Origin of the sequence: Streptomyces sp. NBC_01264, assembly GCF_026340675.1 — a bacterium.
Lineage (GTDB): Bacteria > Actinomycetota > Actinomycetes > Streptomycetales > Streptomycetaceae > Streptomyces.
Genome location: NZ_JAPEOX010000002.1, coordinates 544,747 through 561,967, shown reverse-complemented (window position 1 = coordinate 561,967; position 17,221 = coordinate 544,747). Strand labels below are relative to the sequence as shown.

Genomic DNA, 17,221 nt, shown 5'->3' with positions numbered 1-17,221 from the left:
CAAGGGCACGGGCAAGGGCACGGGCACGGGCACGAGCACCGGCACCACGCAACCACCGCAGGCAGCACGGACACCTCACGCAGAAGGGACGACCTACGTGATCCAGCACGTCCGGGTCCTCATTGTCGGCAGCGGATTCTCCGGAATCGGACTGGGCAGGACCCTGCTCGCCTCACGGTTCTCCGACTTCCTCATCTTCGAACGGGCCCCGGAGCCCGGGGGAGTCTGGCACTCCAACACCTACCCCGGCTGCCGGTGCGACGTCCCCTCCCACCTCTACTCGTTCTCCTTCGCGCCCAACCCGGACTGGACCGCGACGTACTCCCCCCAGCCGGAGATCCAGGCCTATCTGGGGCGCTGCCTCGACCGGTTCGGGCTGCGGCCGCACCTGCGCACCGGAGTGGAGGTCCGCGAGGCCCGGTGGGACGAGGCGGACCAGCTCTGGCACGTGGAGACCAGCGACGGCCGGTGGACGGCCCAGGTGCTGGTGAGCGCGGTCGGCCCGCTGACCGAACCGAAGCTCCCCGATGTGCCGGGCATCGACCGCTTCCGCGGCACGCTCATGCACTCGGCACGGTGGGACCACGCCCACGACCTGACCGGCGAGCGCGTGGCGTCGATCGGCACGGGCGCCTCCGCCATCCAGTACGTCCCGCAGATCGCCGACCGGGCCGGCCGGCTGTACGTGTTCCAGCGCAGCGCCCCGTGGATCACCCCGCACGACAACCGGGAGATCCCCGAGGCCGAGCGCGAACGGTTCCGGTCCCGGCCCCGCCGCCAGCGGGCCGAGCGGGCCAAGGCGTACGTGGCCAAGGAGCTGCTGGTGCTCGGCTTCGCCAAGCGCCCCGGGCTCGTGCGCCTGGTCGAACGCCTGGCGCGCCGGCACCTGGAGAGCCAGGTCGCCGACCCCTCCCTGCGCCGGACGCTCACACCCGACTTCACCCTGGGCTGCAAGCGCGTCGTACCGTCCAACACCTGGTATCCCGCGCTGCAGAAGGAGAACGTCGAGCTCGTTCCCCGGGCCCTGCGCGAGGTCCGCGAGCACAGCGTGATCGACGCGGACGGGGTCGAGAGGGAGGTCGACACCATCATCCTCGGCACCGGCTTCCACGTCACCGACATCCCCTTCGCCGACAAGGTGCGCGGCCGCGACGGCGATCTGCTGAGCACGGCATGGGCGGGATCCCCGCGCGCGTACCTGGGCGTCTCCGTTCCCGGCTTCCCGAACTTCTTCCTGTTCCTCGGGCCCAACTCGGGCTTGGGCCACAGCTCCATGGTCTACATGATCGAGGCCCAGGCGGAGCACGTGAAGAACGCGATCCGCGCGCTCGACGTCTCCGGCTCCACGTCCATCGAAGTGGACCGGCGCACCCACGACGCCTACAACGGCGACCTCGACCGCAAACTGGCGAAATCGGTGTGGGAGCTGGGAGGTTGTCAGGCCTTCTACCGGGACGCCAACGGACGCAATGCCACCATCTATCCCGACTGGACCTTCCGGTACCGCCGTCAGGCGGTCCGCTGGAAACCGGAGGCCTACCACCTCGCCGCGGGACCCGGCACGGCGCAGCAGGCCCCGGCGACGACCGTGAACGCCTCATGAGGGCCGTGAGCCTCACCCGGGGGCAGCTGGAAGTCGTCGACCTCCCCGCCCCACGGCCCGGAGCGGGGCAGCTGCTGGTCGAGGTCAAGCGCTGCGGGATCTGCGGCTCGGACCTGCACAGCCGCCTGCACGCCGACGAACTGGCCGACTCGCTCGAACGGTGCGGCTACCCCCGCTACGCCCGCTCCGGCCAGCAGGTGGTGCTCGGACACGAGATCTTCGGCGAAGTGGCCGACCGGGGGCCGTGGTGCGCCGGCACCCTCAGGCCCGGCACACCGGTCGTCACCGTCCCGCTGGTGCGCCGCGGCCGGCAGGTCGACGGCATCGGCCTGTCCGCGCATGCCCCGGGCGGCTTCGCCGAACTCGTCGTCGTCCAGGAAGCCCTGACCCTGCCCGTCCCGAACGGCCTGCCCGCGGATCTCGCGGCGCTCACCGAACCGATGGCCGTGGCCTGGCACGCGGTGAACCGCGGCGAGGTGACGCGCAAGGACGTGGCGATCGTCCTGGGCTGCGGCCCGGTGGGTCTCGCGGTGATCTCCGTGCTCAAGGCCCGCGGCACCGCGACCGTGGTGGCGAGCGACTACTCGGCGGGCCGCCGGGCGCTGGCGGCGAAGTGCGGAGCCGATGTGGTCGTCGACCCCGCCGTCGCATCGCCCTGGGACGGTGTCGCGGCCCGGCACGGCTTCATGGCCACGATGCCCGACGCGTACAACGCGGGCATCGACGCCATCGAAGGCCTGGCCCGGCTCCCCCTGCCGTGGTGGACCTCCTGGCGCGCCCTGCGGACGATCGGCGCGACCCGGCCGAAGCGTCCCGTGGTGTTCGAATGCGTCGGCGTACCCGGCATGCTGGACGGCATCCTGGCCTCCGCACCCCTGTACTCCCGTGTCGTCGTCGTAGGCGTGTGCATGGGCCCCGACACCCTGCGCCCCTCCCTCGCGGTGAACAAGGAGCTCGACCTGCGCTTCGCCGTCGGATACACGCCCCTGGAGTTCCGTGACACCCTTCACGCCTTGGCCGACGGCACCCTGGACGCCTCTCCCCTCCTCACCGGACGGGTCGGGTTCGCGGGCGTCGGATCCGCTTTCGACGCCCTCGCCGACCCCGAGGTCCACGCGAAGATCCTCATCGACCCTTCGCTCGCCACGGAGGGAATCTCAATGCGGTGATCCTGGCCCATCGGGTACGAGCCCCACTCGGTAGGCGAGGACGACGGCCTGGACGCGGTCGCGGAGGGCGAGTTCGGCCAGGATCCGAGATACGTAGGTCTTGACGGTCTCAGAGGTGATGAACAGTTCCGCCGCGATCTCGGCGTTCGACATCCCTTCGGCGAGCAGGCGCAGAACCTCCAGCTCGCGGGGCGCCAGGGCGCGCTCCACCTCTTGTCTGGCCGGCGCGGACGTGTCGTTCGGCCGCAGGTGTTCGGCGTAGTGGCCGATGAGTTGGCGCGTGACGGTGGGCGCCAGCAGGGCCTCGCCGCGGGCCACCGTCCGGATGCCGTTCACCAGCTCCGCGGGTCCATCACAACCACGTCGGGGCTCAGCAGTCTCGCCGCCCGAACCGCCTGGTGCCCGTTCTCGGCCTCCCCGACGACCTCCATGTCGGGCTGCGCGGAGAAGATGGTGACGTAGCCGGTCCGTACCAGTGCCTGGTCGTCGCAGACCAGAACGCGAATCGGCGGTGGTGCGTCGCTCACGGCATCACTCCTGAAGGGGATCGGACGGGATGGTGGCACGGACCTCGAAGCCGCCCTCGGGCCGAGGGCCGGCCTCCAGCTGACCATTGAGCATCCGCAGACGCGTCCGCAACCCGGCCAGCCCCCGACCGCCCGGTTCGCGTCCGGACTTCCGGGCGAGTGGGGCCGCGGTGGGGCCATCGGTGGTCACCACGATCTCCTTGCGGTCGTCCTCCTGCCGGACCCGGACCCGCGTCGGCTTCCCCGACGCGTACTTCATCGCGTTGGTGAGCGCCTCCTGTACCACCCGGTACGCGGCCAGCTCCACGTCCCCACCCCGGGGTCCCGGCTCACCCCGCTCGATGAACTCGACCGGCTGACCGGATCTGCGGGCCTGCTCGACCAGATCTCCCAACCGGCCCGGAGCGGGCGCCCGCCCGGCACCGGCGAGGTCGCGGGAGGCGCCCTCGCCCGTCGCCTCCAGTACGCCGAGCAGGTGCCGCAGGTCGGTCAGCGCCAGGCGGCCGGTGTCGCTGACGGCCGCCAGCCCTTCGCCGGCCTTCTCCGGCGCGGACGTGAGCAGGAACTGTGCCGCGTCGGCCTGCACCACCATGGCCGTCACGTGATGGGTGACCACGTCGTGCAGCTCACGAGCGATCCGTGCCCGTTCGTCGACCATGGCCACCTCCGCGGCCAGCCGCCGCCACTCCACCCCTTCGTGCCGCCGCCTGCGCACCGGCCGGGTCATCGCGGCCGGCCGTAACCGCGCCCGCCTGGACGAGCTGCTCTCCCTCGGCGCTGACGAGACGATCGCCCTCACGGACGACGCTGAAGCCACTGCCGCGGCCTACGCGCGGGCCGCTTCCGAGGTCGACGTGTTCATCGACTACGTATGGGGCCCGCCCACCGAACTCGCCATGCAGGCCGTCCTCGGAGCCCGCACGCACCACACCCGCCCGCTCGACTGGGTACAGCTGGGCGGCATGGGCGGCACCACCCTCACCCTGTCCGGCCACGAACTGCGATCCCACGCGCTCCGCATCCAGGGCAGCGGATTCGGCTCCGCCGAACTCGAAGCCTGCGCGTTCCCCGAACTCGCCGCGATCGCCGCCGGCGCGATCACCGTTCGCCCGCGCCCCTTCCCGTTCGCCGACGTCGAGAAGGCCTGGGCCCACCGGGACGCCACGGGCGAGCGCGCGGTCGTCCTCCTGCGAGGCTGAGCTTGAGCCGAGGGCCGGGCCCCGCCCCCGGCCGGATCCGGTTCGTCAGTCCGTCCCCGCGCGCGGGACGACCAGTACCTCCGTCCCCATGCCGCGGATGGCCCGTACCTCCCGCTCGGGCAGTCCGTCGTCCACCACGAGCAGGTCGAAGTCACGGAGGGAGGTCAGTGCGTACATCCCGTCGCGGGTGAACTTCGTGTGGTCGGCCAGCAGTACGGTCCGAGCCGAGGCGGCCATCATCGCCCGCTTCACCTGAACGGTCTCGGGCGAGGTGTGGTAGCAGCGGCCCCGGGTGACCGCCGTGGTCGACATGAACAGCACGTCGGCCCGCAGCGCGGCCACGCAGTCGGCCGTGAGCAGCCCCATGAAGGCGTCGTACGCCGGGAAGTAGCTGCCGCCCAGGGAGATCAGCGAGACCCCGCGCTCCTTCGCGAGGGCCGTGATCGCGGGCAGCGAGTTGGTGATCACGGTGATCGGGGTGCGGGCGGCGAACTCCCGTGTCAGGGGAAGGCAGGTGGTGCTGTCGTCGAGCAGTACCGTCTGGCCGGGAGCCACCAACGAGGCCGCGGTCCGGGCCAGTTGCTTTTTGGTCTGGGACATCGTCGACATCCGGGTGTCGACGCTGCCGTGGAACTGTGTCGAATGCAGGCCCGTCGCCCCGCCCCGCACCTTGCGCAGCCAGCCCTGGGACTGCAGGAAATCCAGGTCCCGGTGAATGGTCATGAGGCTGACGCCGTACTCGTCGGCGAGGTCCGAGGCGCGCAGGAACCCGTCCGTGGCGAGGGAGTCCCTGATGTGCCGCCGGCGTGCCTCGCGCACCTCCGAGCGATCGGCGCCCGTCATGAATTCCGTCCCTTCCCGGAGTTTCACCGGATCGTGTCCCGAGTGAAGTTCTCACGGATCTCACATGGCCGAACGCTGCCAATTCTGGAGTACCGCACGGAATGCGCCTCCGGGCCAAAAGTCCTTGTCGCATGGCGAAAGACCCGCCCCGCGTGAGGTTTTCCACCGCGGTTGACCGGCGAATCCCGAGGCTTGTTATCTCGTGTTCACGCAGGCCGTCCGGTCTGGCGTACGGGCCGCGAACCAGCCGTCCCGATCCGTTCATTGCAAGAAGGGGAGCTTCAATGGCGAACACCCCGAACACCTCCGACACCCCCGATACCCCGAACCCCTCCAACCCCGCGGCCGCCCACCCCGGCTCGGTCCTCGCGCGGCTGGGCATTCCGCGCTCCATCTCCTGGGGCTACCTCGGCCTCCTGGTCTTCATGTCGGGCGTCGGCATCGAGGCCGGATATCTCTCGCCCTACCTGGAGAGCCTCGGCATAGCCGCCTCCAGCGTGGCCATGGTCTTCACCGTCTACGGAATCACCGGCGCCGTGGCCGCCTGGTTCGCCGGCGCCCTCTCCGACCTGTGGGGGCCGCGCAAGGTGATGTGGCTCGGACTCGCCACCTTCGCCGTCACCCACGTCTTCTTCCTCGCGGTGGCCGTCCCGAGCAGGTCGTACCCCCTGCTGCTGCTCGCCTACGCCCTGCGCGGCCTGGCCTTCCCGCTTTTCGCGTACTCCTTCCTCGTCTGGATCGCGGCCGTCGCCCCGGCCCGTCAGATGGGCAGCGCCATGGGCTGGTTCTGGTCGGCCTTCTCCGCGGGCCTGCCCACCCTCGGCTCGCTCGGCGCGAGCCTGCTGATCCCGCACATCGGCGAGTACGGCACCCTGTGGGTGGCCCTGGGCGTGGTGGGGGCGGGCGGACTGGTGTCGCTGCTCCTGGTCAAGGAGCCCACCGGCTCGGCGCGGCTCGCACCGGCCGGCGAGAGCCCGATGGCCGGCCTGGTCGGCAGCCTCACGATCCTCTACCGCAACCCCAAGGTCGGTGCGGGAGCGGCGGTGCGCATGTTCAACACCGCCTCGCAGTTCGGCTTCATGGTCATGCTGCCCGTGTGGTTCGTCAACACGATCGGCCTCACCAACGAGCAGTGGCTGCGGCTGGTGGCCGTCATGTTCGGCACGAACATCTTCACCAACCTGATGTTCGGCGTCATCGGGGACAAGATCGGCTGGCGCACCACGGTCGCCTGGTGCGGAGGCCTCGGCTGCACCATCTCCACCCTCGTCCTCTACTACGTACCGACCGCGGTCGGGTCCCAGTACCTGCTCTGCCTCCTGGTCGCCGTCTTCTACGGCGCCACGCTCTCCGGCTACGTCCCGCTCTCCGCCCTGATGACCGCCATCGCCCCGAGCCACAAGGGCCAGGCCATGGCCGCCCTCAACCTCGGAGCCGGCGCCTCCGCCTTCCTCGGCCCGCTGACCGTGAGCCTCTTCCTCGGGCCGATCGGAGTCGGCGGAGTCACCTGGATCTTCGCCGGCTACCACGCCGTGAGCGCCCTGCTCACGCTCCTGCTGAAGACCGCCCCCGGCCCCGGGGAGCCCACCGCCCCCGGCACTGCGTTCGAGACCCGTTCCACCACCGGCGACGCCGAGCTGCTCGCCGCACCCGCCCCGAAGGGACCGTGACCCCTCATGTCGGTACTCGCCATCGACGTCGGAACGACGATGATCAAGTCCGTGGTCTTCGACGACCAGGGCAACGAGCTCGCCGTATCCCGCCTCGCCACCGAAGTGCGCCGCCCGCACCCCGGCTGGGCCGAGCAGGACATGGACACCGTGTGGAACACGGTCGTCTACACCGTCCGCAACGCCCTCGCCGACATCGACGACCCCGTCTGGCTGGTGACCTTCACCGCGCAGGGCGACGGCGCCTGGCTCGTGGACTCCGCGGGCCGCCCCACCGGACCGGCCGTCCTGTGGTCCGACGGCTGCGCCGGCGACATCCTCACCCGCTGGGAGAGCGAGGGAGTCCTCGAAGCCGCCTTCCGCCGCAGCGGCTCCCTCACCTGCAGCGGCATGCCCAACGCGGTCTTCAGCTGGCTCGGCGAGCACGACCCCGGCCGGCTCGCCCGCTCCAGCGCCTCGCTGACCGCCGCCGGATGGCTGTTCCTGCGGCTCACCGGCGAGGTGGCCATGGACGAGTCCGACGCCTCAGCGCCGTTCCTCGACCACGCCACCGGCGACTACGATCCCCAGATCATCGAGATGTTCGGCCTCACCGAACACGCCCGCCTGCTGCCCAGGGTCCTCGGCGAGGAGCAGCGCATCGCCGAGATCACCGCCGACGCGGCCGGCCAGCTGGGCCTGCCCACCGGACTCCCCGTCGTGATGGCCCCGTACGACATCGCCTCCACCGCCCGCGGCGTCGGCGTCGTCAACCCCGGCCAGGCCTGCTCCATCCTGGGCACCACCTTGTGCACCGAGATCGTCCGCAAGGACGTGGACACCACGGGGGAGCCCTCCGGCATCAACATCGCCTACCGGGGCCGAGAACGCGTGCTGCGCGCGTTCCCCACCCTCAACGGGGCCGAGGTCCTCGGCTGGGCGGCCGGTCTCCTCGACCTCGACGGGCCGCCCGAACTGTCCGAACTCGCCTTCAGCGGCTCGCCCGGCGCGCACGGCCTGATGTTCCTGCCCTACCTCTCGCCCGCCGGGGAACGGGCCCCCTTCCTGGACCCGCACGCCCGCGGCGTCTTCTCGGGCCTGTCCCTGGAACACACCCGCGCCGACATCGCCCGCTCCGTCTTCGACGGGCTCTCCCTGGTCCTGCGCGACTCCCTGGAGGCCTCCCGCACCAAGGTCACGGAGCTGCGGCTGTGCGGCGGCGGGGCCAACAGCGAGGACTGGTGCCAGCTCATCGCCGACGCCACCGGAGTCCCCACGGCCCGCTCGGGGGACACCGAACTCGGCGCCAAGGGCGCCTTCCTCACCGGCCTCGTCCTCAGCGGAGCCGAGAGCAGCATGCACGGCGCCGCCGCGAAGTACGTGCGCATGCGCTCGGTGTGGGAACCCGACCCCGGCCGGGCCGCCCACTACGACGAGACGTACGCGGCCTTCCTCAACTGGCGCGGCCTCGCCCGCGGTGCGGGCTGGGCCGCGCCCGTACCCGCATCCGCCACGACCCCCGTACCCGCATCCGCCACCGTCCCCGGACCCCGCACGGCGGACCCGTACGCGGCCGACCCGCGAACCGGAGCGCACCATGCCTGACCGCCCCCTCACCGACCAGCCCACCGTGCAACTGCACACGCCGCCCCTGACGACCGCCGCCGGGCTCCCCGACGACTCCGTATGGCTCGGCCTCGACCTCGGCACCCAGTCCGCCCGCTGCGTGGCCGTGGACGCGAAGGGCGAGGTCCTGGCCTCGGCCTCCCGCCCGCTGACCAGTCACCGCGAAGGCACCCACCACGAGCAGGACCCCGAGCAGTGGTGGACCGCGCTGGCCGCCGCCTGCCGGGTGGCGCTCGCGGACATCGACCCGGCGCGGGTACGCGGCCTCGCCATCGACGGCACCCCACCCGCCGGGCGGGGGAGGAGCTCCGGCTCCTGCACCAGCCCGACCTGATCACCTGGCGGCTCGCCGGACACCAGGTCCCCGCCGACGCCAGCCACGCACTCAAGACCGGCTACCACCTCGTCGAGGAGCGCTGGCCGGACCAGGAGCTCGGCCGGCTCGGCATCACCACCGCCCTGCTGCCCGACGTGGTCCGCCCCGGCACCGTGCTCGGCTCCGTCTGCGCGGCGGCCGCCGGGACGACCGGCATCCCCGAGGGCACCGCCATCGTCGCCGGGATGACCGACGGCTGCGCCGCGCAGATCGGCGCGGGCGCCCTCACCCCCGGCGCCTGGAACTCCGTCCTCGGCACCACCCTGGTCTTCAAGGGCACCAGCCCGCACCTGGTCCGCGACCCGGGCGGAGTCGTCTACTGCCACCGCGGTCCGGGTGACAGCTGGCTGCCCGGCGGAGCCTCCAGCAGCGGCGCCGGCGTCATCTCCCGGGAGTTCCCCGGCGCGGACCTCGACGAGCTCACCCGCCGGGCCGCCGGCACCGACTCCACCGCCGTCGCCTACCCCCTGGTGTCCACCGGAGGGGAGCGGTTCCCCTTCCGCACACCCCTGGCCGAGCCGTTCGTCCTCGGCGCCCCCGCCGACGAGGCCGAACGTTTCCACGCCCACCTCCTCGGCGTCGCCTGCGTCGAGCGGCTCTGCTTCGACTACCTCGACCTGCTCGGCGCCCCCCGTCGACGGCCCGCTCACCTTCACCGGCGGCGGCGCGAAGAACCCGTACTGGAACCGGCTGCGCGCCGACGTCCTCGGCCGCACCGTCCACCTCCCCGCCCAGGCGGAAGGCGCCCTGGGCATGGCCGTCCTCGCCGCGACCTCCAGCGGGGTCGGCGTGGAGGAGGCCGCCGCCCGGCTGGTCCGCGCGGGCGAACGGATCGAACCCTACCCCGCACGCACCGCCCACTGGACCCCCGTCTACCTCGGCTTCCTCGAGGAACTCGTCCGCCGGGGCTGGCTGGAGCGGACCGTGGCCACCCACGCACGAGCAAGGGCCGACCAGCGATGACCGAACCGACGACCACACCGATGACCGAGCCGACGACCACATCGATGACCGAACCGACCCCCCCACCCGGCCCACGACCCACCGAGTTCGTCCTCGTCCGCCACGGCGAGACCGTCTGGCACGCCGAGAACCGCTACGCCGGCCGCGCCGACGTGGCCCTCACCGAGCGCGGGCTGCGCCAGGCCGAGGAACTCGCCGACTGGGCGCGCGGCCGCGGCATCGACGCGGTCGTGCACTCCCCGCTCTCCCGGGCCCGGCTCACGGCGGCCCCCGCCGCCCGCGTGCTCGCCACCACCCCCCGCGAGGACCCCCGCCTCTACGAGATCGACTTCGGACAGGGCGAGGGGCTGAACCTGCCCGAGATGGCAGAGCGGTTCCCCGAACGGCACGCGGCGTTCCTGCGCGACCCGGTAACCCACCACCTGCCCGGCGGCGAAGACCCCCGGGCCGCCGCCGCCCGGGCCCGCGCCTGCCTCGAGGAGCTCCACCGGGAGTTCCCCGGAGGCAGGGTCCTGGTCGTCGCCCACAACGCCCTCTTCCGGGTCCTGCTGTGCGAGTTGCTCGGCATCGAGATGTCCGCCTACCGCCGGGTGTTCCCGGTGCTCGACAACGGCACCCTCACCGAGGTCCGCCTCGGCTCCTACGGGGCGGCGCTCCTGCGCTTCAACGCCGAGCCCGTGCCCGCGCAGCCCTCGGGGCCGCGGCCCGCAGGCCCGTAGGCCCGTACTCCCGTAGAACGTGCAGACTCCGCCCGCTCCCCCCCCCCACCGTCACCAGGAGAAACCATGACCACCAAGGTCCTCGCAGCCGGCGACCACTTCGTCCTTCCGCGCCTCCTCACCGAGGAGGTCGTCGCCGCCACCGGCGGAGCGGTGGAGGTGACCGAGATCCAACTCCCCTGGCCGCACACCCCCTTCGGCCCCGTCGCCGAGGTCATCGAGGCCTCCGGCACCGAGGACGAGCTGATCGCGGCGCTCCAGGGCGTCGAGGTCTGCGTCACCCAGCTGGCCCCCCTCACCGAGCGCATCCTCGCCAACTGCCCCGACCTCAAGCTGATGTGCATCAGCAGGGGCGGCCCGGTCAACGCCAACCTGGCGGCGGCCACCGAGCACGGAGTCGCCGTCTGCTTCGCCCCCGGCCGCAACGCCGTGGCCACCGCCGAGCACACCCTGACCCTGCTCCTCGCCGCGGCCCGCGGCGTCGGCGACACCCACGCCGACCTGCGCCGCGGCGTATGGCGCGGCGACTACTACGACTACGACAACTGCGGCATCGAGATCGAGGGCGCCACCGTGGGCCTCATCGGCTACGGCGCCATCGGCTCCCGCGTGGCCGGGGTCCTCCTCGCCATGGGCGCCCGCGTCCTGGTCCACGACCCCTACGTCACGCCGGAAACCCTCGCAGAGGGCGTCGAGCAGGCCTCCCTGGAGGACCTGCTGACCCGCTCCCGCATCGTCTCCCTGCACGCCCGGGTGACCGAGGAGACCAAGGGCATGATCGGCGCGAAGGAGATCGCCATGATGCCGCGCGGATCCGTCCTCGTGAACTGCGCCCGCGGCGCGCTCCTCGACTACCCCGCGGTCTGCGACGCGCTCGACTCCGGGCAGCTCGCCGGCGCCGGCTTCGACGTCTACGACGAGGAGCCCGTCCCGGCCGGCTCGCGGCTGCTGACCACCCCCGGCATCGTCATGACCCCGCACATCGCGGGCGGCAGCCAGGAGGTCGCGCACAAGGCGGCCCGCATCGTCGCCGGCGAGGTGGGCCGCTACCTCCGGGGCGAACCGCTCGCGCACTGCGCGAACCCCGAAGTCCTCACGCGATAACCCGCCCGTCCGCCCTCCGTACCGCACACCGAACAGACCAGGAGACGCCCCCATGGACCAGTCGAACCGCTACGCACGCCTCGACCTGAAGGAAGCCGACCTCATCGCGGGCGGCCGCCACGTGCTGTGCGCCTACGTCATGAAGCCGAAGGGGGGCTACGCGTACCTCTCCACCGCGGCCCACTTCGCCGCGGAGTCCTCCACCGGCACCAACGTCGAGGTGTGCACCACCGACGACTTCACCAAGGGCGTCGACGCCCTCGTCTACGAGGTCGACGAGGCGAAGCAGCTCATGAGGATCGCCTACCCGGTGGAGCTCTTCGACCGCAACATCATCGACGGCCGCGCCATGCTGGCGTCCTTCCTCACCCTGACCATAGGCAACAACCAGGGCATGGGCGACGTCGAGTACGCGAAGATGGAGGACTTCTACGTACCCCCGGCCTACCTGCGGCTGTTCGACGGTCCGACGATGAACATCGTGGACATGTGGCGCGTGCTCGGCCGCCCCGTCGTCGACGGCGGCATGGTGGTCGGCACCATCATCAAGCCCAAGCTGGGCCTGCGCCCCCCCAGCCCTTCGCGGACGCCTGCCACCAGTTCTGGCTGGGCGGCGACTTCATCAAGAACGACGAGCCCCAGGGCAACCAGGTCTTCGCCCCGCTCAAGGAGACGATGAAGGCGGTGGCCGAGGCGATGCGCCGGGCCCAGGACGCCACCGGCGAGGCCAAGCTCTTCTCCGCCAACATCACCGCGGACGACCCGGCCGAGATGATCGCGCGCGGCGAGTACATCCTGGAGACCTTCGCGGAGAACGCCCCGCACGTGGCGTTCCTCGTCGACGGGTACGTGGCCGGCCCGACCGCGGTGACCACGGCCCGCCGCAATTTCCCCGGTCAGTTCCTGCACTTCCACCGGGCCGGCCACGGAGCCGTGACCAGCCCGCAGTCCCAGCGCGGCTACACCGCCTTCGCGCACTGCAAGATGACCCGCCTCCAGGGCGCCTCCGGCATGCACACCGGCACGATGGGCCACGGAAAGATGGAGGGCGACGCGAGGGACAAGAACATCGCCTTCATGCCGGAACGCGACGCGGCCGAAGGCCCCCACTACCACCAGGAGTGGCTGGGCATGAAGCCCACCACCCCCATCATCTCGGGCGGAATGAACGCCCTGCGCCTGCCGGGCTTCTTCGACAACCTGGGCCACTCCAACATCATCCAGACCTCGGGCGGCGGTGCCTTCGGCCACCGTGACGGAGGCACGGCGGGCGCGAAGTCGCTCCGCCAGGCGCAGGACGCCTGGCAGCAGGGCATCGGCCTGGTGGAGTACGCCCAGGACCACCCGGAGCTGAAGGGCGCCTTCACCTCCTTCACCGACGACGCGGACAAGCTGTACCCCGGCTGGCGCGACCTGCTCCGGGTCGGCGCGTAGCCGTCCGGGGGACCAGGAGGGGGGCGCGGCCGTGTCGCCGTCGCCCCCCCGTCGTTGCCCCGGCTCCCTGCCCCGACCCCCGACCACCATCGCCCGGACGGCCGGGCTTCTGGACCGAAGCGTGCCGTTCTTGTCCCTGCTCTGTAACAGGCGTCTGAGGCACCGCGGATGTGGGAAACCCGTTCATGCAGGCCGGCGGGGGTGCCGGTACGGTTCGGGACGCAGGCCACGGTGGCCCGCTGCCGAACCCTTCGTGGGCACCGCGGTCTGCGCGCATCATCGGGAGTCGACAGCGGCCGCGTACGGCCGACAACGGGGGAACACCATGAACACTGCTGCCCGCACGAGCCACAAGCACTGGAAGACCTACGTCATCGGGGCCGCGACGGTCACCGCGCTGCTCGTGTCCTCGGCGTGCTCGCCGAACGGCGGCGACGGGCCGGACGACCGGAAGCCCACGGGCGGGCCGAGCAGCCCGGGCACGCCGAGCACCTCGGGCACGCCGAGCGCGACCGCCTCCCCGAGCACGCCGAAGCCCAGCGGCACCCCCTCGACGAAGCCGACCCCGGGGGCGACCGGAGGCAGCGGTGGCGGCGCCGTCGCCCTCTGCGCCCCGGGCGACGTCTCGATCACCTCCAGCACCGAGGACGACAAGAGCCAGGGCGTGCGGCACATCCTCCTCACCCTCACCAACACCAGCCAGAAGCCGTGCCAGGTCTACCGCTACCCCCTCATCCAGCTCGGCAACGCCCGGCTCCCGGTCCCCGAGATCAAGGAGAGCGCCCCGACGCCCGGGACGCCGTACGAGACCATCGCGCCGGGCAAGCAGACGCACGCCGCACTGCTCCTGAACGGCCCCATGGACGAGGACACGGCGAAGACCATGACCGTCCAGCTCCAGGACACCAAGCCCGGGAGCAAGAAGGGCGAGCCGATCAAGGTCGCCTTCCCCGGCGTCGACACGGTGTACTGGAACGACTTCGCCAAGGTCACCCACTGGATGACCGCCTCAGGTCTGGCCCTGCGCTTCATCATGTCGTCCTGAGGATCCGGCCCCCCGAGCAGTGACCGCAGTCCCTTAAGGTGGCTCCACCGGCCGTCCGTGCGTCCCGTGTGTGCGGACAACGGCCTTGTGAAAAGGGGGAGTCGGTGGAGTCACTGCGGCCCGGCGACCCGCCGGAGATCGGCGGGTACCGCCTGCTGGCACGGCTCGGCGAGGGGGGCATGGGCGAGGTCTTCCTCGCCCGGACGGCGTCCGGCCGGCCGCTTGCCCTGAAGACCGTCCACCGGGACCTGAGCCGGGATCCCGACTTCGCCGACCGCTTCGCGCGGGAGATACGCGCCAACGACCGCGTACGTTCAGCGTGGACGGTCTCGGTGGTCGACTTCAGCGCCGCCGGGGCGTCCCCGCAGTGGCTCGCCACGGAGTACGTCGCCGCGCCCTCCCTGGGCGAATGGGTGCACCGGAACGGACCGCTGGCCGGGCCGGCCCTGTGGAGCCTGGCCCGGGAACTCTTCGCCGCGCTCGTGGCCGTACGGGCCTCCGGTGTGGTGCACCGCGACATCAAGCCGGGCAACGTACTGCTCGGCCGGGAGCGGCCCTACCTCATCGACTTCGGCATCGCGCGTGCCGTGCACGACCCGCGCCACACCCGGACGGGAGCGGTCATCGGCACACCAGGCTTCCTCGCGCCGGAGCAGGCGACCGGCGCCGTGGCCGAGGCCCCGGCGGACGTGTTCTCGCTCGCCGCGGTACTCGTCCACGCGGCCACCGGGCACAGCCCCTTCCTGGCCGAGGGCGAGGAGCTGGAACTCCCCGGTCTCCTCCACCGGGTCGTGCACGACGAGCCCGCTCTCGACGGCGTACCGGAAGGGCTCCGTTCGCTGCTGGGGGAGTGCCTCGCCAAGGCTCCGCGGGAGCGCCCGACCGCCGACGAGGCGCTGGCCCGGATCGGCGCGACGGGGGACGAGTGGAGCCGGGCGGCACCGCCTTCGCTGGCGGCGGACGCGGGCCACCGGGAGGCCGAACTCCACCGCGCCCTGGCGGCCTCCCAGCCGCTCCCGGTTCCCGTTCCCATGCCGCCGCCACCCCTGTCGCTGCCCTCGGCGTTCGCGGCCACGCCGCCCCTGCCCTCTCCACTTCCCGGCGCGACACGACGCGTGCCCTGGGCGGTGGGGGCGGCTGCCGCAGCCGTCCTCGTGGTCGCGGCCACCCTCGTGATCAAGATGCCTTGGAACGAAAGGGCGGACGGGAACGGGGACGGCAAGGGAGGCGGGTCAGGATCGGCGCCTCCGTCCGCTCCGTTCTCGGCGATGCCGCGGTCCTGGGTCGGCACGTGGGCCGGCACCGGACCCGGCACCCCCGACGCCGACGGAGTCACGCGGGCCAGGACGGGCGAGTTCTCGGTCACGGTCACGCTGAACGCAGGATCCGTGGGAGACCTCGTGGGCCGGCAGGTCAGCAAGGTGAAGGAGGTCTCCACCGGGCGCGACCTGGGGTGCACGGAGGCCCTGGAACTACGGCAGACGAGCGGGGACCGGTCCGTCTTCGCCGCGGTGACCAGCCATCCGACCGACCCCGACGCGACCTTCGCCTGCCCCAAGGGCAACCTCTACGTGCTGACCATGGCGGAGCCCGACCGACTGACCCTGGAGACCGAAGGGGCCCAGTCGGCGGGCGCCCCCGACACCCTGACCCGCGGCAGCTAAGAGGTCCCGCAGCCGCTAGGAGGCCCCGTCCGCAGCCGGCCCGCCCCGCCGGGCCGCCGTGCAGGCGAGCCCGCCGACGGCGGCGCCGACCGCGTACCAGAACAGGTCGGGCGCGTTGAAGGTGGACCCGAGGACGAGGCGGGCCACCGCACTGTGCCGGGAGAGCTCGGCCGGCGCCCCCGTGAGCTGGAGGAACTCCACCACCCAACTCACCGCGAGCGCCCCCACGGCGGCCCGGAGAGCCGTCACCCGCGGCAGGGCCAGCACGATGAGGGCGAAGATCAGCAGGGTGTACAGCGCGTCCCCGCCGTACTTGGCGAAGCTCCCCGCGGCCACGGCCCGTAGCCCCAACCCCGCACCGACGATCACGACCACCGCCCCGGCCGCCACGAGACGGGTACGGGCCCGGCCGGTTGAGGGGCGGGCACGGTGTGCGGGGGCGGAGGTGGTCACGCGCACCACACTGCCAGACGTCCGTCGCCCATCGGATCCGGGTCCGGCTCCTGCTTCCAAGGCGGATCGGGCCACGTACCCAGGCGGCTTGAGTAGCGCGACTCATGACGGACCGGCCGACGGCCGACACGCTGGGGGCAGGAAGACGCACACCCCGTCCCGGAGGTTCGAATCCATGATCAGCCACGTCGCCGCCGCCCTCGCTCCGGTGTTCGGGCGGATGACCGTGTCCGAAGGCGCATCGGGCCCCGTGGCCGGCGGGACCATCCTGGCGGCCAACCACACCAGCCTGGCCGACCCCGTCATCGTGGTCGCCGCCCTGCGCCGGCTCGGCGTCGACCCCGTGATCATGGCCACGGCCGGGCTGTGGCGGATCCCGGTGCTCGGGAGGGTGCTCGCCCGTGAAGGGCACATCCCGGTCCACCGGGGAACGGCCTCCGCGGCGCGTTCGCTCGCCGACGCCGCCGGGGCGCTGGCGGCAGGGCGGTGCGTGCTGATGTACGGGGAGGGCGGGATCCCCGCCCGCCGCGACGCCGGGGAGGCCGCGCCCCTGCCCTTCCGCAGCGGGCTGGCCCGCCTCGCCCTGGCCACCGGGGCACCGGTCCGCCCCGTCGGCCAGGCCGGCGTACGCCGCGTGTGCTCCGGGACGACGGCCAAACAGCTCGCCGGAGTGCTCACGGCCCCGGTCCGCCGGCCACGCGTACACGTCCACGTGGGCGCCCCGCTGTTCCTGCCGGGCGGCGTACCCGAAGCAACGGCCGCGGCCCACGGGGCGGTCACCTCGGCCTGGCACACCGCACTGTCCGGTCTCGCCTGCGCCCACGCGTCATCGAGTGGGTAGGGTCAT

At 72.3% G+C, this 17,221-nt stretch carries 15 protein-coding genes and 2 pseudogenes; 13 read left to right on the top strand and 4 right to left on the bottom strand.

Going from position 1 to position 17,221, the window contains the following annotated elements; genetic code table 11:
• The first annotated feature begins 97 nt into the window (after window positions 1-97).
• The gene (locus tag OG435_RS35495) at window positions 98-1,603 is read left to right on the top strand and encodes a flavin-containing monooxygenase (RefSeq protein WP_266883313.1); all 1,506 of its coding nucleotides are present in this window, start codon (window positions 98-100) and stop codon (window positions 1,601-1,603) included.
• 5 nt (window positions 1,604-1,608) lie between these two features.
• Entirely contained in the window at window positions 1,609-2,772 is a 1,164-nt protein-coding gene (locus OG435_RS35490) for a zinc-binding dehydrogenase (RefSeq protein ID WP_266883311.1), read from the top strand.
• Here the strand turns inward: OG435_RS35490 and OG435_RS35485 are convergent.
• Together OG435_RS35485 and OG435_RS35480 are read right to left on the bottom strand one after the other, a co-directional pair.
• Window positions 2,761-3,299, bottom strand: a pseudogene (locus OG435_RS35485) (response regulator transcription factor). The gene OG435_RS35490 and the pseudogene OG435_RS35485 overlap by 12 nt on opposite strands.
• Window positions 3,300-3,303: 4 nt before the next feature.
• Window positions 3,304-3,957, bottom strand: coding sequence for a sensor histidine kinase (locus OG435_RS35480; protein ID WP_430625799.1), 654 nt, complete (start codon window positions 3,955-3,957; stop codon window positions 3,304-3,306).
• Here OG435_RS35480 and OG435_RS35475 point away from each other — a divergent pair.
• A complete protein-coding gene (locus OG435_RS35475) occupies window positions 3,956-4,498 on the top strand; it encodes a hypothetical protein (protein WP_266883309.1) in 543 nt (180 codons plus the stop codon). The two genes, OG435_RS35480 and OG435_RS35475, sit on opposite strands and share 2 nt — an antisense overlap.
• Before the next feature lie 45 nt (window positions 4,499-4,543).
• Here OG435_RS35475 and OG435_RS35470 read toward each other — a convergent pair whose 3' ends face one another.
• Window positions 4,544-5,341, bottom strand: coding sequence for a DeoR/GlpR family DNA-binding transcription regulator (locus tag OG435_RS35470; protein ID WP_266883308.1), 798 nt, complete (start codon window positions 5,339-5,341; stop codon window positions 4,544-4,546).
• A 284-nt stretch (window positions 5,342-5,625) separates the two neighbouring features.
• On the opposite strand from OG435_RS35470, the gene OG435_RS35465 reads away from it, so the two are divergent.
• The 9 genes and pseudogenes from OG435_RS35465 to OG435_RS35425 all read left to right on the top strand — a co-directional run bounded on the left by OG435_RS35465 (window position 5,626) and on the right by OG435_RS35425 (window position 15,921).
• Window positions 5,626-7,011, top strand: coding sequence for an MFS transporter (locus OG435_RS35465; protein WP_266883306.1), 1,386 nt, complete (start codon window positions 5,626-5,628; stop codon window positions 7,009-7,011).
• A gap of 6 nt (window positions 7,012-7,017) precedes the next feature.
• The gene (locus OG435_RS35460) at window positions 7,018-8,595 is read left to right on the top strand and encodes an FGGY-family carbohydrate kinase (RefSeq protein WP_266883304.1); all 1,578 of its coding nucleotides are present in this window, start codon (window positions 7,018-7,020) and stop codon (window positions 8,593-8,595) included.
• Window positions 8,588-9,955, top strand: a pseudogene (locus tag OG435_RS35455) (FGGY-family carbohydrate kinase). The gene OG435_RS35460 and the pseudogene OG435_RS35455 overlap by 8 nt, the downstream one beginning before the upstream one ends.
• Window positions 9,952-10,674, top strand: a complete 723-nt coding sequence (locus tag OG435_RS35450) for a histidine phosphatase family protein (protein ID WP_323187981.1) — start codon at window positions 9,952-9,954, stop codon at window positions 10,672-10,674. Before OG435_RS35455 ends, OG435_RS35450 begins: the two are co-directional and overlap by 4 nt.
• Before the next feature lie 66 nt (window positions 10,675-10,740).
• The gene (locus OG435_RS35445) at window positions 10,741-11,778 is read left to right on the top strand and encodes a 2-hydroxyacid dehydrogenase (protein ID WP_266883300.1); all 1,038 of its coding nucleotides are present in this window, start codon (window positions 10,741-10,743) and stop codon (window positions 11,776-11,778) included.
• Window positions 11,779-11,830: 52 nt separating this feature from the next.
• Window positions 11,831-12,457, top strand: coding sequence for a hypothetical protein (locus OG435_RS35440; protein ID WP_266883298.1), 627 nt, complete (start codon window positions 11,831-11,833; stop codon window positions 12,455-12,457).
• Window positions 12,385-13,212, top strand: coding sequence for a ribulose-bisphosphate carboxylase (locus OG435_RS35435; protein ID WP_266886370.1), 828 nt, complete (start codon window positions 12,385-12,387; stop codon window positions 13,210-13,212). The genes OG435_RS35440 and OG435_RS35435 overlap by 73 nt, the downstream gene beginning before the upstream one ends.
• Before the next feature lie 325 nt (window positions 13,213-13,537).
• Complete coding sequence (locus OG435_RS35430) at window positions 13,538-14,257, top strand: DUF4232 domain-containing protein (protein WP_266883296.1); 720 nt, start codon at window positions 13,538-13,540, stop codon at window positions 14,255-14,257.
• A 104-nt stretch (window positions 14,258-14,361) separates the two neighbouring features.
• On the top strand, window positions 14,362-15,921 hold the full coding sequence (locus OG435_RS35425) for a serine/threonine-protein kinase (RefSeq protein WP_266883294.1): 1,560 nt from the start codon (window positions 14,362-14,364) through the stop codon (window positions 15,919-15,921).
• A gap of 15 nt (window positions 15,922-15,936) precedes the next feature.
• Here the strand turns inward: OG435_RS35425 and OG435_RS35420 are convergent, their stop codons facing one another.
• Complete coding sequence (locus OG435_RS35420) at window positions 15,937-16,374, bottom strand: DUF2809 domain-containing protein (protein ID WP_266883292.1); 438 nt, start codon at window positions 16,372-16,374, stop codon at window positions 15,937-15,939.
• Window positions 16,375-16,549: 175 nt separating this feature from the next.
• On the opposite strand from OG435_RS35420, the gene OG435_RS35415 reads away from it, so the two are divergent.
• A complete protein-coding gene (locus tag OG435_RS35415) occupies window positions 16,550-17,215 on the top strand; it encodes a lysophospholipid acyltransferase family protein (RefSeq protein ID WP_266883290.1) in 666 nt (221 codons plus the stop codon).
• Window positions 17,216-17,221 lie beyond the last annotated feature (6 nt).

Coding starts and splice junctions, on each gene's coding strand:
- OG435_RS35440 (WP_266883298.1), top strand. CDS start 11,831: ATGGACCAGTCGAACCGCTACGCACGCCTCGACCTGAAGGAAGCCGAC.
- OG435_RS35465 (WP_266883306.1), top strand. CDS start 5,626: ATGGCGAACACCCCGAACACCTCCGACACCCCCGATACCCCGAACCCC.
- OG435_RS35430 (WP_266883296.1), top strand. CDS start 13,538: ATGAACACTGCTGCCCGCACGAGCCACAAGCACTGGAAGACCTACGTC.
- OG435_RS35445 (WP_266883300.1), top strand. CDS start 10,741: ATGACCACCAAGGTCCTCGCAGCCGGCGACCACTTCGTCCTTCCGCGC.
- OG435_RS35415 (WP_266883290.1), top strand. CDS start 16,550: ATGATCAGCCACGTCGCCGCCGCCCTCGCTCCGGTGTTCGGGCGGATG.
- OG435_RS35470 (WP_266883308.1), bottom strand. CDS start 5,341: ATGACGGGCGCCGATCGCTCGGAGGTGCGCGAGGCACGCCGGCGGCAC.
- OG435_RS35460 (WP_266883304.1), top strand. CDS start 7,018: ATGTCGGTACTCGCCATCGACGTCGGAACGACGATGATCAAGTCCGTG.
- OG435_RS35480 (WP_430625799.1), bottom strand. CDS start 3,957: ATGGTCGACGAACGGGCACGGATCGCTCGTGAGCTGCACGACGTGGTC.
- OG435_RS35475 (WP_266883309.1), top strand. CDS start 3,956: ATGGCCACCTCCGCGGCCAGCCGCCGCCACTCCACCCCTTCGTGCCGC.
- OG435_RS35450 (WP_323187981.1), top strand. CDS start 9,952: ATGACCGAACCGACGACCACACCGATGACCGAGCCGACGACCACATCG.